Source organism: Planococcus sp. RAB007_Raresut (assembly GCF_057369535.1).
Map to the genome: position 1 here is coordinate 86,259 of NZ_JBXYIF010000006.1, position 14,455 is coordinate 100,713.

Annotated in this window: 16 protein-coding genes and 1 riboswitch; of the genes, 8 read left to right on the forward strand and 8 right to left on the reverse strand. The window is 44.6% G+C overall.

Going from position 1 to position 14,455, the window contains the following annotated elements; genetic code table 11:
* Positions 1-53 precede the first annotated feature (53 nt).
* Together AC2Q9J_RS13180 and AC2Q9J_RS13185 are read right to left on the reverse strand one after the other, a co-directional pair.
* Positions 54-842 carry a hypothetical protein gene (locus AC2Q9J_RS13180; RefSeq protein WP_499040603.1) on the reverse strand — a complete coding sequence of 263 codons (789 nt, stop codon included), beginning with the start codon at positions 840-842 and terminating at the stop codon, positions 54-56.
* Between the two features lie 86 nt (positions 843-928).
* The gene (locus AC2Q9J_RS13185) at positions 929-1,444 is read right to left on the reverse strand and encodes an NUDIX hydrolase (protein ID WP_499040605.1); all 516 of its coding nucleotides are present in this window, start codon (positions 1,442-1,444) and stop codon (positions 929-931) included.
* A gap of 111 nt (positions 1,445-1,555) precedes the next feature.
* Here AC2Q9J_RS13185 and AC2Q9J_RS13190 point away from each other — a divergent pair, with 111 nt between their 5' ends.
* Positions 1,556-1,765 (forward strand): TM2 domain-containing protein, encoded by a 210-nt coding sequence (locus AC2Q9J_RS13190; RefSeq protein ID WP_499040607.1) that lies wholly within the window; start codon positions 1,556-1,558, stop codon positions 1,763-1,765.
* A gap of 55 nt (positions 1,766-1,820) precedes the next feature.
* Here the strand turns inward: AC2Q9J_RS13190 and AC2Q9J_RS13195 are convergent, their stop codons facing one another.
* On the reverse strand, positions 1,821-2,021 hold the full coding sequence (locus AC2Q9J_RS13195) for a hypothetical protein (RefSeq protein ID WP_282020268.1): 201 nt from the start codon (positions 2,019-2,021) through the stop codon (positions 1,821-1,823).
* Between the two features lie 38 nt (positions 2,022-2,059).
* Complete coding sequence (locus tag AC2Q9J_RS13200; RefSeq protein ID WP_499040609.1) at positions 2,060-2,710, reverse strand: hypothetical protein; 651 nt, start codon at positions 2,708-2,710, stop codon at positions 2,060-2,062.
* 203 nt (positions 2,711-2,913) lie between these two features.
* On the opposite strand from AC2Q9J_RS13200, the gene AC2Q9J_RS13205 reads away from it, so the two are divergent.
* From AC2Q9J_RS13205 to AC2Q9J_RS13215, 3 genes are all read left to right on the forward strand, one after another.
* Positions 2,914-4,839 (forward strand): S9 family peptidase, encoded by a 1,926-nt coding sequence (locus AC2Q9J_RS13205; RefSeq protein ID WP_499040611.1) that lies wholly within the window; start codon positions 2,914-2,916, stop codon positions 4,837-4,839.
* Positions 4,840-4,984: 145 nt separating this feature from the next.
* The gene (locus tag AC2Q9J_RS13210) at positions 4,985-5,503 is read left to right on the forward strand and encodes an SRPBCC domain-containing protein (RefSeq protein ID WP_499040613.1); all 519 of its coding nucleotides are present in this window, start codon (positions 4,985-4,987) and stop codon (positions 5,501-5,503) included.
* Positions 5,500-5,940 carry a VOC family protein gene (locus AC2Q9J_RS13215; RefSeq protein WP_499040615.1) on the forward strand — a complete coding sequence of 147 codons (441 nt, stop codon included), beginning with the start codon at positions 5,500-5,502 and terminating at the stop codon, positions 5,938-5,940. The genes AC2Q9J_RS13210 and AC2Q9J_RS13215 overlap by 4 nt, the downstream gene beginning before the upstream one ends.
* A 54-nt stretch (positions 5,941-5,994) precedes the next feature.
* Here the strand turns inward: AC2Q9J_RS13215 and AC2Q9J_RS13220 are convergent, their stop codons facing one another.
* Positions 5,995-7,383 (reverse strand): vWA domain-containing protein, encoded by a 1,389-nt coding sequence (locus AC2Q9J_RS13220; protein WP_499040616.1) that lies wholly within the window; start codon positions 7,381-7,383, stop codon positions 5,995-5,997.
* Positions 7,384-7,545: 162 nt separating this feature from the next.
* Here AC2Q9J_RS13220 and mug point away from each other — a divergent pair, with 162 nt between their 5' ends.
* Positions 7,546-8,082, forward strand: coding sequence for a G/U mismatch-specific DNA glycosylase (gene mug / locus AC2Q9J_RS13225; protein ID WP_499041062.1), 537 nt, complete (start codon positions 7,546-7,548; stop codon positions 8,080-8,082).
* Between the two features lie 114 nt (positions 8,083-8,196).
* Positions 8,197-8,679 carry a DUF2975 domain-containing protein gene (locus AC2Q9J_RS13230; RefSeq protein WP_499040618.1) on the forward strand — a complete coding sequence of 161 codons (483 nt, stop codon included), beginning with the start codon at positions 8,197-8,199 and terminating at the stop codon, positions 8,677-8,679.
* 259 nt (positions 8,680-8,938) lie between these two features.
* On the opposite strand, the gene lipA is transcribed toward AC2Q9J_RS13230, so the two are convergent.
* Positions 8,939-9,883: a lipoyl synthase gene (lipA, locus tag AC2Q9J_RS13235; protein WP_499040620.1), complete on the reverse strand. Its 945-nt coding sequence runs from the start codon at positions 9,881-9,883 to the stop codon at positions 8,939-8,941.
* An 11-nt stretch (positions 9,884-9,894) separates the two neighbouring features.
* Positions 9,895-10,719 carry a lipoate--protein ligase family protein gene (locus AC2Q9J_RS13240; RefSeq protein WP_499040621.1) on the reverse strand — a complete coding sequence of 275 codons (825 nt, stop codon included), beginning with the start codon at positions 10,717-10,719 and terminating at the stop codon, positions 9,895-9,897.
* Positions 10,720-10,801: 82 nt separating this feature from the next.
* Positions 10,802-10,905: riboswitch (TPP riboswitch) on the reverse strand.
* Positions 10,906-11,036: 131 nt separating this feature from the next.
* Between AC2Q9J_RS13240 and AC2Q9J_RS13245 the strand changes: the two genes are divergently transcribed.
* Entirely contained in the window at positions 11,037-11,555 is a 519-nt protein-coding gene (locus AC2Q9J_RS13245) for a cysteine hydrolase family protein (protein WP_499040623.1), read from the forward strand.
* A 79-nt stretch (positions 11,556-11,634) separates the two neighbouring features.
* On the opposite strand, the gene AC2Q9J_RS13250 is transcribed toward AC2Q9J_RS13245, so the two are convergent.
* Positions 11,635-12,408, reverse strand: a complete 774-nt coding sequence (locus tag AC2Q9J_RS13250) for an SDR family oxidoreductase (RefSeq protein ID WP_499040625.1) — start codon at positions 12,406-12,408, stop codon at positions 11,635-11,637.
* A 333-nt stretch (positions 12,409-12,741) separates the two neighbouring features.
* On the opposite strand from AC2Q9J_RS13250, the gene AC2Q9J_RS13255 reads away from it, so the two are divergent.
* A complete protein-coding gene (locus AC2Q9J_RS13255) occupies positions 12,742-14,286 on the forward strand; it encodes a hypothetical protein (RefSeq protein WP_499040626.1) in 1,545 nt (514 codons plus the stop codon).
* Positions 14,287-14,455: the final 169 nt, after the last annotated feature.

Below are 14,455 nucleotides of genomic sequence, written 5' to 3' on the forward strand. Positions count from 1 at the left end.
GGAAGAAAAATCTGTAATTCAAAAAGACGCTGCCCGAACTGGCAGCGTCTTCTTTATTTCGGATAACGGATATGGTTCCTCTGGCTTACATTTGCCTCATCGATTTTTTTTATCATCCGCTCATAATTCAACTGAAACATTTTTTCAGGATCTTCATCGACAATGACATTGAGTGCATCCAGTTCCTTGCGGGCTGCTCCCGTTCTGCTGAGCATACCTTTGATGAATGACTGGCTGTCCTTCTTGAGTTTCTTCCATTCTTCACGGCTCTTTAAATAATCTTCGAAGCTTTGAAGTTCTGCCACATGCTTCTGAATCGCCGTACCCATGCGGTATTGCAGTAATTGCAGCGTGATCACCGTTTCCTGGACTTTCAAAATATCCGATTCTTCCAGTTTGCCTCTTACCAGAACATCATGGTCATAATACGAAGTAAATTCTTTCATAATTGCAATGAACTCTTGCTGATCTTTTAAGAGACCTGCGAAAACTTCTCTTCCTTTTGCTGCCCGCTCATCGCCGTTTTGGAAAGGGACGGCAAGCAGATCAATAAAATGACCGGTTCCCACTGCCGCACGCTCTTCACCTATAGTGAAAATATTTGTGCTGAGCTCTGAAAAGATGGACAGCTTGGGATGGGCGCGATACGCGTCTTCGTTTACTTCTCCTTCTTCAGTGCTGAAGAAACCCGATGCGACAGATCTCCCTCCTGACAGATAGACGACGACGTAATAAGGTTTGCCCCCTTCCACCCAGTAAAAGGGGTTGACCAGCATCTGTTCACTCCATTTTTTATACTTCTTGCCTTTTTTCAATATGAATTTGCCTGTTTGTTTATCCATTTTGGCCTTTCACTTCCTTACAAGCTTCAATTTCTGTTAGTTACTATACGGCAATTGAGCTAAAAAGTTTCTGCATATTAGTTATTTTATAAAACGATCTTTTTCTTCAATCTCTCCAAGACATAATTCTCACGCACAATAAAAACTTGGCACGGGTCTTTTTTATACACACGGCTATTCGCATCGATCACTTCCTGAATCGAAACCCAGACAGGCTGGTAACCTTCTTCCAGCTCATAATCAATAAGGGTTTGGGCAATCGTCTCTTTATTATCCAACTCACACAAAAAATAATGGGAATCCATAAAGAAATGAGATTCGCTTGATGAACGGTCGGGACGCTGCTCCGCCACGATTCCAATTTCTTCTTTTATGATGCAATTAATATATCCTGTCTCCTCTGCTACCTCTCTAACTAAAGCTTTTTCAAGACATTCTCCTTTTTCAACCCCGCCGCCAGGCAATTTATAATAGCCAAGCTTAGACCGGACCATCAAAATTTTCTCTTCTTCTATTATAATTGCGCGTACAGCTGTTCGACGGGAAATTCCATTCGATTCTGCTGGTTCTTGAATAAAGCTGATTTTTTTATTGAAATACATGGTTTCCTCCAGTGTGATTGGAATGAGTAAAAATTTCGGTTTTTTGTGGATGCACAGGTTAATTCTTCGGAATTCGGGAAAACAATCTTATAAGCAGAAAGGATGAGCGAAATGAAAAATAAATTAGCAGCCGGTTTGCTCGCGATATTTCTTGGAGACTTCGGCGCCCATAAATTCTACTTGGGCAAACCAGGCACTGGGCTAATCTATCTCCTGTTCTTCTGGACAGGTATACCTGCGGTGATTGGTGTAATCGAAGGTATTATTTACCTCTTATCTTCAGAGGAAGACTTTCAGAGAAAATACAGCAAGAGATACTAACAGCAAAATTTCAAGCATGCTTCCGGTAATCACCGGGAAGCATGCTTTTTTGTTTTCATGTAGAAAAAGGGCCGATGAAAAAACAGAGAGCCAAGCCAATCAAGGCTCCAACCTGGAAAGATAATTGGCTTTTGAAAATCAGCCGAAGTATCACTGCCGGAACGAGCATCCAAAGCCCGATCGGCAAAATGTACCCAGTTAAAATCGGCAAGAAACCATCCAGCATACTTTCAAACAGCACTGAGGAGAAAACCATTTTTTCAACTCCTTATAATTTTATTGATAAGAGTTTTACTAGTATTCATAACTTATGGTACCGTCGTCTAAAATTTGATACTTCATTTTTTCGTTTTCCAGCAGATGAATGAGGATGGATGTTCTGGAAGCTGATAATTCTTTCTGCTTATCTATTATGTATAGTAATTCTTGATTGACAGTAGGGGCATTTTGCAGCTGAAGAATATTCGTCAGTTGATATGCCAAGTTGAATTGTTCTTCAAAATAACGATTCATTACTGCAAAGCGGTCATTGTCCAAGGAAATCGATTTCTGAAGATCAAAAAGAGTTCGCTGAGCTTCTTCAATATGAAGTATCGTCAATGAATTGTCATTGTACTGGTCAATAAGCGAATTGACGGTTTGGCTTATTTCAATTTCTGCTTCTCCACCTTTTTCAAGGTAGTTATGCACTTTGAGAGTTTTTGTAGAAACGATGCCAAACGTATTGGCATCAGTGGTGATATAGGTAGAAAGTGCATATAGATTCCAGATTAAAATTATGAGCCCAAAAACTCCACCAATTTGCAGAATGGGTTTCTTGATTTGACGCTTTGGTTTTTCGTTCGGATAGCGTTTTTCTCTATAGCTGTAAACATCCCTGTTTACTTGCCTCTTTTCCACTTCTTTCATCATTTTCCTGAATTCACGCTGGCGTTTACTTAACATCATCCACGCTCCGTAACATTTAATGAATCTATTATACTAAATAATAAATATTTTGTATGTAATATTACTTATTTTTTACCAGTTTTTTTACAAACTTTTTCAATATAGCAATTTTGTTGTTTCTCCCATTAGAATTATCCAACAATTCCAACTCTTCTCCTGTTAAAATTAATGTACTTATATTGAACAGGAGGCGTTTTCTGATGGAGAGAAAAATAATGCCTTACGGCAGCTGGAAGTCGCCGATTACCAGTGAATTGATAATAAAGGATACAGTAGCCCTTGAAGGCATCGCTTATGAAGGAAATGATCTTTATTGGCTTGAACGCCTTCCTTCTGAAAGCGGCCGCAGCCGGGTCATGAAAAAGACTTTGGATAATGTGCCGGCCTTACAGACACCTGCCCCTTTCAATGTCCGGACACGGGTTCATGAATACGGGGGCGCACCTTTCGCGGTCTTCGGCGAACGTCTCTATTTCTCCAATTTTGAAGACAATCTTTTATATTTGAAAACAGGTGAAAATCAGCCGAAACAGATTACATCCGACTCAAACCATCGCTATGCAGATGCAGGAATCGACCGGCTAAATCAACGCCTTTATTGGATTCGTGAAGATCACACAAATTCTTCACTTACTCCCGAAACAACCATCGTTGTGATGAATGCGGATGGAAGCGATCAGAAGATTGCCGTTTCGGGCAACGATTTCTACTCGAATCCACGGGTAAGCCCGGATGCCAAGCACCTGGCTTATCTTACGTGGAGTCATCCGCATATGCCGTGGGATGAGTCTGAATTATGGGTGGCTGATATTAATGAAGATGGCACACTCTCTAATAACCGAAAATTGACCGGCGGCTCCGGTGTATCTATTGTCCAACCGCTGTGGTCACCAGGTGGCACACTCTATTTCCTGTCAGACCACAGCAATTGGTGGAATCTGATGCGCTGTTATGGCAGCCGCAAAGAAGAAGTCTGTCCGGTCAAAGCGGAATTCGGTTCACATAGTTCAGTGCTCGGCAAATCGGATTATTGCTTTATCGATGAAAATACGATCATCGCTTCTTATTCGCAGCACGGCATGCGGCAGCTTGCAAGCGTGGATGTCTGGAATGGACGCCTGAATCCCATAACGAATCGATTCACGTCCTTTGCATCTCTTCAGTCGAGCGGAGATAAAGTCGCTTTTATTGCAGCGTCGCCGACAGAGTTTCCACGGATCACGGTAATGGACACAGATTCATTGAAGCTGGAAGATATAAAGATCGCATCAGAAGTCCTCATAGACACTGATTATTTATCGCTGCCGGAAGCAATCGAATTTCCGACAGCCAACAATAAAACAGCACACGCGCTTTACTATGCACCAAGCAATCCAGACTTTACAGCGCCTAAAGGTGAAAAGCCGCCATTGCTTGTACATGCACATGGCGGGCCGGTCGGCGCCACTTCTTCCGCACTCAATCTGGTGAAGCAATACTGGACCAGCCGCGGCTTTGCGCTGGTTGATGTGAATTACGGCGGTTCAACCGGTTATGGGCGGGAATACAGGGACCGCCTGAGAGGCCGATGGGGCATTGTCGATGTCGAAGACTGCGCCAACGCCGTCCAATATCTTATTGACCGCGGGGACGTGGACCATGGCCGAGTCGCTATCGCCGGTGGATCAGCTGGCGGTTATACGACGCTCGCTTCCCTCGTCTTTACCGATATTTACAAGGCTGGCGCAAGCCATTTCGGTTTGAGCGAACTGGAAAGTTTTGTACTGGAAACCCATAAATTCGAGTCGCATTATCTGCACGGGCTCATTGCACCTTATCCTGAAGAAAAACATGTATTCCACGAACGTTCGCCGATCCATTTCACCGACCGTTTATCGTGTCCCGTGATCTTTTTCCAAGGTCTTGACGATAAAGTGGTGCCGCCGAATCAGGCTGTGCCGATGGTCGAAGCTCTTCGTAAAAAAGGTCTGCCTGTCGCTTATCTGGAATTCGAAGGCGAAGGACACGGCTTCCGGAAAGCTGAGAATATCAAACGCTCCATTGACGGTGAGTTCTATTTTTACAGCCGCATCTTCGGATTCGAACCGGCCGACAAAATCGAACCGGTTGAAATTGATAATCTTTAAACAATAACAAGAGTAAAATAATAACTGAATTTTCGTTTTATTTTAAATTAAAAATAGATATACTGTAAGTGACAAACCGGTTAATCCTTAAGAAAGGAGGCTGCTGAAAGCAATCGGTCATCTGAGGCAGAAGGAGGATCATCCAATGTCGACGAAAGATACACGAACCCGCACAGAAGGACGCGAACTGATTATGGAGCGCAGTTTTGAGGCACCGAAAGAGCTCGTCTATGCAGCTCATGTCAGTCCGGACAAAATCGCGCGCTGGTGGGGGCCAACCGGCTGGGAGACGCACAGCTATGAAATGGCAGTCGAACCGAATGGTGTTTGGCATTATTGCATGCGTTCTTCGGAAGACGGACAGGAATCCTGGGGCAAAGCTGTTTATCAGGAAGTCATTCCCGAAGAACGGCTGGTTTATGAAGACGCATTTGCCGATCAATACGGCAATGAGCTGTCCGGCATGCCGAAAATGTTTGTACAATTGGTTTTTTCTGAAGAAGGCAAACAAACAACACTAACCTCCCGCACACGATTCGAATCTGAAGAAGAGTTGCAGAAAATCATCGATATGCAAGCAGTTGAAGGAATGTCAGAAACTTATGACAGACTGGCTGAATATTTAAATGAGCTGCAAAAACCCAAGGAAGAAGGTCAATCATGATTACTAAAATATTTCCTTATTTGAATTTCGACGGACAAGGACAAGAAGCTGCCCACTTCTACACCGATGTCTTAAACGGCGATTTAATTGGGCTGATGACCTACGGTGATGCAAATGGCGACGACATGGAAGGGGTTCCGGAAGAAGCGAAAGACATGGTCATGAATGCGCAAATCGTTTTGAAGAATGGCGATTACCTGATGATTTCGGATGTGCCGCCCGGGATGGGGATATCTTACCGAAAAGGAAATAATATCTCGCTTACTTTAACGCTCGATGAGCAGGAAGAAGCGAGAATCATTTTTGGAAAGCTCGCAGAAGGCGGCATGATCAGCATGGATCTCCAGGAAACATTTTGGAGTCCGCTATACGGAAATCTGATTGACCGTTTCGGTATTGAATGGCAGATATCCGTGGATCCGGAAACAGAAAAGTAATAAATCAGTAAAAGCCAGCCTCCTGGATTTTTCCGGGTAGCTGGCTTTCTTTGATCAATTTTTGTATTCGTCCATTTTCTCTTCTTCGAGCTGGTCGACTTGTTCACGAAGCTTTTCATAAACTTCTTTGCGAATTTCGTCTTTGCGTTCCGATTCCTGTTTGAAATGCTGTCTGACTGTTTCATATCTTGTATCGATCAATTCGAGATACCTGTCCATTGCTGCTTCGTCCTTGAACTTTTCAAGTTCTTTCAAATCATAGTGGATGGCGTACATTTCATTTTTTGAAGCCAGTGACAGGAAGCTGACATCGTTGTTGGCCGCCAGAAGCTCCCCGTAGATATCGTTGCTTTGTGACAGGATTTCCAATTTGCGGTCATTCCCCCACGCCAGCCATTCCCAGTAGAGACGGCTGTATTCCTGTTCAAGATATTCGTTCAATTCACTTTCGGAATAAACCGATTTGTATTTACCGTTTCCTGCTTTTGCTACGGCTTCCAACTGCTTCTGCCCTTCATTGTCCACATCGAATCCGATGATGTTCACTTCCGCTTGAATGTCTGATTCGTTCAGCGATGCAGCAGCCGCAACCGGATCACCGTCGCATGTCTCGATGCCGTCACTGACAACGTAGACCACATTGCGGACGTTTTCTCCTTTTTGTTCTTTCAAATCCGCTTCAGCCGCTTCGATGGCACCTGCCAAAGGCGTCCACCCGGCAGGAGCAAATTGCTCAAGCGATTCCGCAAATTTCTGCTCATCATAAGAACCTAGGTCATAAACAACTTCATTGCTGGCACAGGACATGGCTTTATCAGCATCCGTTCCGGTTCCTTCATGGCCATAGACGCGGAGCATGATATTCGCTCCTTCCGGCAGATCCGATGCATATTTTTGAATCGCTGATTTGGCCAGTTTCATCTTCTGGCCGCCGCTCACTTCCCCCGCCATGCTGCCGCTTGCATCCAATAGAATCGCGACATTGACCGTTTCAGTGTCTGGAATGTCAATTTCATCCTCAGGTGTCGCAGAATCGATTTTAATGACCGGATCCACTTCGTTTATGATTGTGGCGGCTTCTTCCACGTCTGCCGCCAATAAGGAAACGGCCAGCGAATAGGCTTCTTCCCCAGACATCCCGGCAGGAGCCTCTTCCAGCTCCTTATATAAATCCTCTTTTTGCTGATCTGTCATTTTATTGGGAACATATTTACCTTTTTCTTTCACCATTTCTTCGACATTATGTATGGCTGCTTCCGGAACATTGATTTCCTCCGCTTCCGCCGATTCTTCTTCATCACTTTCTTCCACTGCCGTTTCCTTCTTTTCTTCCGCCGGGACTTTTTCCGCCACCGCTTCTTCATCAGCTTTCGAGCAGCCGGCAACGATTGCCAGCAGCAACAGTCCTATTATCATCAGCCACTTTGCATTGGTAAGTTTCATAAACATCATTCCTCCTGGATTAATTCTACCGTTCAGATACGTTTATAGGAAATGTCGGTTTCATTATTATGGAAATTCAGTACTTTGGAACTGCCATAAACAGGAAGAAGTACTTCATTCGTGTTCAGTATTTGCTTTGTTCAAATCGGGTATGATAAATACATGCTCATTCACTTAAAGGAGGATCCCCTATTGCATTTAGAACCGATTCCTGATCATATACAACCGGGTTTGAAGATATTGTTTGTCGGCTTCAACCCCAGTATCCGGTCGTCCGAAACCGGCTATCATTACGCGAATCCGAATAACCGTTTTTGGAAAATCCTACATCAGGCGGGTGTGACGCCGCGGAAATTCCGCCCTGAAGAAAACAGCAAACTGCTGGAGCTCGGTCTTGGATTGACGAATATAGTAGCCCGCCCTACCAAAGAGGCGGCAGAGATATCGAAGGATGAATATCGGATCGGGGCAGAAAAGCTGAAAAAGAAAATTCAACGCTATCAGCCGGCAGCCGTCTGCTTCGTCGGCAAAGGTGTGTACCAGCAATACAGCAAAAAACGTGTTGCTCCCTGGGGTGAACAGAGCGATCCTGTCATTCCCGGAATCGCAGAATTCGTTGCCCCCTCCTCGAGTGGACTCGTACGCATCAAACAGGATGAAATCGTGGAGATTTATAAAGGGCTGCAGAAATACTTATAAGTTTTTAATTAATTGAACAATAATTAAACATCAAATTAAGATAATTATTTATTGATATTCAATAAATAATGGTGTATTATCTCATTAACAACATTATTTAATGAGGTGTTTAAGATGAAACGAAGTTCAACAGCTGTCTTAAAAGCCGCTGTCTTTCTCGTCGGCCTTCCGGTACTCGCTGTGTGCATCTACGGCTTATCCAGATTCGATCCGAATTCCCCATACTGGGCTTTGCCGGAACTTGAAAATCTGCAATATCCGCTGCTAATCGGCATGTATATCGGGATGATCCCTTTTTTCATTGCGCTGTACCAATCCCTGAAACTCCTTGGGTATATTGACCGCAACCAAGCTTTCTCCACCTTTTCCGTAAAAGCCATCCGCAATATCAAACGCTGTGCGATTGCCATCATCATTGTCTATTTGATCGAGATGCCATTCCTTTATATGCTGACAATGGCAGATGACGCGCCGGCGATCATCATGGGGCTGTTCGTCATTTTCGCTTCGCTTGTCGTCGCAGTCTTTGCCGCCGTTCTCCAGAAATTATTACAGGATGCCATCCGAATCAAATCCGAGAACGACTTGACGGTCTGACGTAAAATTAAGTGGGAAAATTGGAAAGATCACCGATTACGGTGGTCTTTTTTTCTGTTTGTGGTGAATTTTTTACTTTTTTATAGGTGATTAAAGGATATTCTCCCCTGTTGTAAGTCATAGGGCGGGTTTGTTTCCGCAGATTCGGATTTATTTGCGCTGAGCGAGATTTATTTGCGCAGCTCAGTTTTTATTTGCGCTGAGCACAAAATGAGAGAAAAAAACCACCGCATAGGCGGTGGCTTTTCACTATATCATGTCAAAAAGACTCCACTTCCAGCTTCTTGCCCTGCGACTCGTAGCCTTTCATGTAATTGATGCGGCGCTGTGCCGACGTTGCGTTGACCTGTTCGTCTGCATGATAGGAAGAGCGCACCATCGGCCCTGCTTCACAATGGCTGAAGCCTTTCGACAATGCAATTTCCTTCAGCTCGGCGAATTCATCAGGATGATAATAGCGTTCCACGTTTAAATGTTTTTTAGTCGGCTGCAGGTACTGGCCGATCGCCATGATATCGACATTGTGCGCACGCAGATCGTCCATCGTTTCAATGATTTCTTCCTTCGTTTCACCAAGCCCGACCATGATACTCGATTTCGTTGGTGTGTTCGGCGCAATTTCCTTAACCCGCTCCAGCAATTGAAGTGACCGGTCATACATCGCCCGGGCACGCACCCGCTTCGTCAGGCGTCTGACGGTTTCGATATTATGGTTGAAAATATCCGGTGCACTGTCCATCAACGTATGGAGGCTTTCGTAATCGCCTTTCATATCGGATGGCAGGATTTCCACGGTCGTTGCCGGCATCCTTCTGCGGATGGCACGCACCGTCTCAGCAAAAACAGCGGCACCGCCGTCTTTCAGATCATCCCGGGCAACCGCTGTCACCACGACATGCTTCAAACCCATAATTTCTACAGATTCCGCCACGCGTTCCGGTTCGCCCAGATCAAGTTCATTCGGCAATCCTGTTTTGACCGCACAGAAGCGGCATCCTCTCGTGCAGGTATCTCCGAGAATCATGAAAGTAGCGGTTTTTCGTTCACTCCAGCATTCGTGGATGTTCGGGCATCTCGCTTCTTCACATACCGTGTTGAGCTTTTTCTCACGCATCAATTTCTTTAGTCCTGTAAACGATTCATTCGTATTGATTTTCACCTTCAGCCAATCCGGTTTCCGTATGTATTCTTCTTGTTTTGACATTTAAACTCCTCCTAATTTTTAGTTGAGTAACTCCAATCAAGATTTTTATACTTCGTTTCCGCCAGCTGATTGATTTCGATCAATCTCTTATCCGACAGCGTAAGCGGTTCCAATTTAACGCCAAGCCCTTTTTCGAATCCCTGTTTAAAAGCAGCCTTCACTCTATCAAAATCAACCGATTTTCCAGTCGCCGTGTTGATGGAGATGGCCTTATCCTTGAACGCATCCCTTGCGCGCTGTTTTATTTCAAGTGAAGGGTAAGTGAATAAATCGAATAACTTCACGCTGTCAATTTCAATCGGAATTGACCCATGCTGCAGGATGATGCCTTTTCTTCTCATCTGGGCACTGCCCGCTGCCTTTTTCCCATCAACCAACAGCTCGTACCAGGAAGACTTATCAAAGCAAACAGCTGAATCCGTTTTCTCCATCGACGTTTCGGGTATCGCAAACTCCGCTTCAATGCCAAGTTCCTTGAATCCTTCCAATAAACCTTTTGAAATGACCAGATAAGCTTCTTTTACAGAACGCGGCATGGCCGGATGCGTTTCCGGAACCACCACACTGTAAGTCAATTCCTGATCATGAAGCACAGCGCGTCCGCCCGTCTGCCTGCGAACGATTTCCGCTCCGTAAGCTGACGCCTGCTGAAAGTCGATTTTTTTATCGGCATCCTGAAAGCGGCCGACTGAAATTCCCGCCGGCGACCAGCCGTATAATCGGATAGTTGGACCGATTTCCCCTTTGCTCAGCCATTCCAGCAACAGTTCATCCAAAGCCATATTAAATGAGGCGCTGTTATGGCCTGAATCGATGAACCCCCATGTTTCCCCCATCGCTTCTCCCCCTTTTTTTGCACAAAAAAATACACAGCTTCCAAAGATATGGACAGCAGTGCAGAGTGGTTGCATCACAATAAGCCTGCAATTACCACTTCCCTCCGCCGGCATAATCCAGATCAGGTTCAAAGGGTCCAAGCTATGCTTGTCTCAGCCCAAAAAGCGGCTCCCCTAGTGCATAATTTATTTGTTACCCAAATCCTACCATAAGGTAACTGAAAAACAAACCTCTTTTTTATTTATACTGCTCGAGAAGGTTTTAGGACACAGCTGTCGAATAAAACAAAAAGAATACACGAAGAGGAGACGGTCCTATGCCGAATACGGCCCTGCTGATCATCGATGCCCAAAATGAAATGTTCGACCCTGCCAATCCAGTCCATGAAAGTGATAAACTGCTTGAGAATCTTCAAACGCTGATTCAAAAAGCGCGTTCAGCGGGCGTGCCTGTTATTTACGTACAGCATAACGATGCCGGCCTTGTGGAAGGCACAGATTTCTGGCAGATTCACGAATCGATCCAGCCGCAAGCGGAAGACCTGATTATCCAGAAAAAAATTCCGGATTCTTTCCAAGAAACTTCTTTACTCGAAGAATTGAAATCGAAAGGAATTCAAAACCTTGTCATTGCTGGCAATCAAACTGAGTATTGCATAGACGCCACAACACAAAGTGCCAGTAAGCACGGTTTCAATGTGACGCTGGCAAAAGACGCCCACGGCACATGGGATTCAGAGACGATGAGCGCTGAACAGATCATCGGCCACCATAATGAGCTGCTAAGCGATTTCGCTGAACTTCAGGAGACCCGAGATATTCAATTTACGAAATGAGATTAATTTTATAAGGAAAGCCCCGATGGATGATCGGGGCTTTCCTTTTTGATTGTCATCTTCAAACAATCTTTGGGCTTTAGCGTGTAAAACCGCCTTCCGAATGGATGATCTGACCCGTAATCCACGCTGCATCGTCACTTGCCAGGAACTTCACCAATATCGCCGCGTCTTTCGGTTCACCTGGACGTCCGAATGGGAATCGAGGCTGCAGCGCATCTTGTATTTCGGATGTCATCCATCCGCTGTCAGTCGGTCCAGGATTCACCGCATTGACGGTGATTCCAAGCGGTGCAACTTCCGCTGACAAGGTGATTGTCAATGCGTCAACCGCGCCTTTCGTCGTGGCATAAGCCAGTTCACCCGGCATCGGGCCTTTGAACTGTCCTGACGTGAGATTGATAATCCGTCCCCCTGATTTTTTCGTAAAGCGTTTGGCAAAACCGCTGCTCAGCATAGTCGTAGCAAGCACATTCACACGGTAATGCCGATCCAGCTCTTCGATGGTCAAAGTGGAATAATCGGTATCCGTCGAATAAGCAGCGTTGTTCACCAATATATCAGCTTGACCGAGCTCGCTTTCCACCTGTTTAAGCAACGATTCCAGTTCTGCCGCTTGTGACAGATCCACTTCCAAAGACGTCACTTTCACGCCGAACCGCTTCAATTCCTCTTTCAACTGGGCCGGTTCGTCCGCTTCAATTTTCCATGGCATACTGTTGTCATACGCTGTCCAGTAGGTGAAGAAGATATTGCAGCCATTCTCCGCCAGTTCCTTGCAGATTGCAGCTCCGATGCCGTTCAAGCGGCTCGCACCTGTTACAATGGCGAGTTTGCCAGTTAATAGGCCCATTTCATTTCCTCCTTAAAGCTTTCTAGCTGGTTGACTTAACTTTATCATATCGTTTTGGTGATAGAATCCATTTTATCTTTAATTAAGTCAATTATGCCTTCATGTTCAATGATATTAAGTCAGGACTATATACACATTAAAAATAGATATATTCCGGGACACTTAAATGTTAATATATAGAAAACTTACAAGTATATAATCTGATTTTAGAAACTTGATAGTCCTTTTCCGAGGCGAAAAATACAAGTCAAAGCTGAATCCAGCGACACACTCTACTTTTCCTTTCGGCAGAATTTTGTTTTAAAACAATCCAGATGGAAAGTAGAGGAAGACATGAAAGTATTGTGGAAAGTAGTAATTTTATCTGTTTTATTCCTTGGGTTCAGTATCGGAAGCTATTGGCTCATATTCAGCCAGGGGCTCGTTTTAGGCATTCTTGTATCATTCATGCTGCTGGTGCTTTGTGTAGCTGGACTCGCTTTCAGCCTGTATGGAATTCAAAGTGGACATCTTAAAAGAATATGGCTCAAGAGCCGGATGGAAGTCGCTGCTTTATTGATTTTGACTGTATACCTCAGTTCGGCGATCGGCCTGTTCGCTGCCGCTAATACTTTCTTGGAAGCTAAAGAGCTGACTAAAAACTTCTCAGCTGCTGAAAAGACTCAAATGCTGGCATCTTCTCTCTGGAACAGCAATTCGAATTCCAGCACGATTGGCAGCATCGAGAAAAACGGCGTGGTTTATTCCTTCACTGCTTCGACTAAAGACGAGATCGATAAAATCGATGCATTTCTGGAAGAAGAAAAAGGACGCATCGCTGACTTCTATGGCAATAAAGAAATGGGTGACTTAACGATTGTCTTCCATGATGATTTTGATACATTATCTGAAGCGTCCGGCTATGAGGAAGCCATGGGCTATTATGATTATTACAGCCAGGAAATCCATTTGGTTCCGGATGATTATTCATGGGATATCATCCTTCTTCATGAATACAGCCACCATCAGAGCCATTTGTATTCACAGAAATATGGCCTATCTGAGACCCGCCTGCCCTTATGGTTTGAAGAAGGTGTCGCCGATTATCTGGCCGGTGAGACCAGCGATTGGTATGCACTTGAAGATGTGGAGATCACTGATTTCAAACTGCTGGACTACGATTATTCTTTCCATAATACGTATTCCCGCACTTACGACCCGTATATCCAAAGCTTTTTGGCAGTCGAAGCGCTGGTCAATGAACATGGTGAGGCGCTATTGCCGACATTTCTTTCTGCCACGATGCCGAGTGAATTCTACGCCATGCTTGAAGAAGCGACGGGTATGGAGCTTGCCGAATTCCAGGAAACTTTCCTCGATGACATGATTGAAGAAAGTACAGCGGAACAGTCAAAATACGATGAAGCTTATGAAGCGATGGAAACAGGGAATTTTGAAGAAGCGGCAACAATCATAGATGAATTAAAGGAAACAGCGTCGGAAGAAGATTTAAATCATCTGTCCTGGATGCAGACTGATCTTTACTTGATGCAGGATCAATATGACGAAGCCATCACTTTCATGGAAGACCGTCTCGAAAACGGAAATCCCGATTACCGCCTTGATGATCTCATGACACTTGCTGAAATTTATCTGCTTATTGATCCGGCGGTATCCTTGGAATTGGTTAGGGAAGCGGATACAATCTCTCTTGAAGATGAGGAGATGGAATTCGGTTATTACTATACGGCAGCTTATCTCGAAGCATATGAGCTGATCAACTCCGCGTCACCTTACGAAGGCTATATGATTTTATTGGAAGAAGAGCTGATCTATAACGAAACTGTCATCGAGAAAGTGGAAGATAAAGTAGCGAAAGAGTTTCCGGAAGCTAGTTGATTGATAAGAAATAAAGCAGGCTCCGCTGATGTGCGTGACCTGCTTTTTAGTGCTTTTGCTCGGATGATTTTTGCTGAGTGATTATAGAATCTCCTGAATGATCATAGAATCTCCTGAGTGATCATAGAACTCGCTGAGTGATCATAGAATCTCCTGAGTGATCATAGAA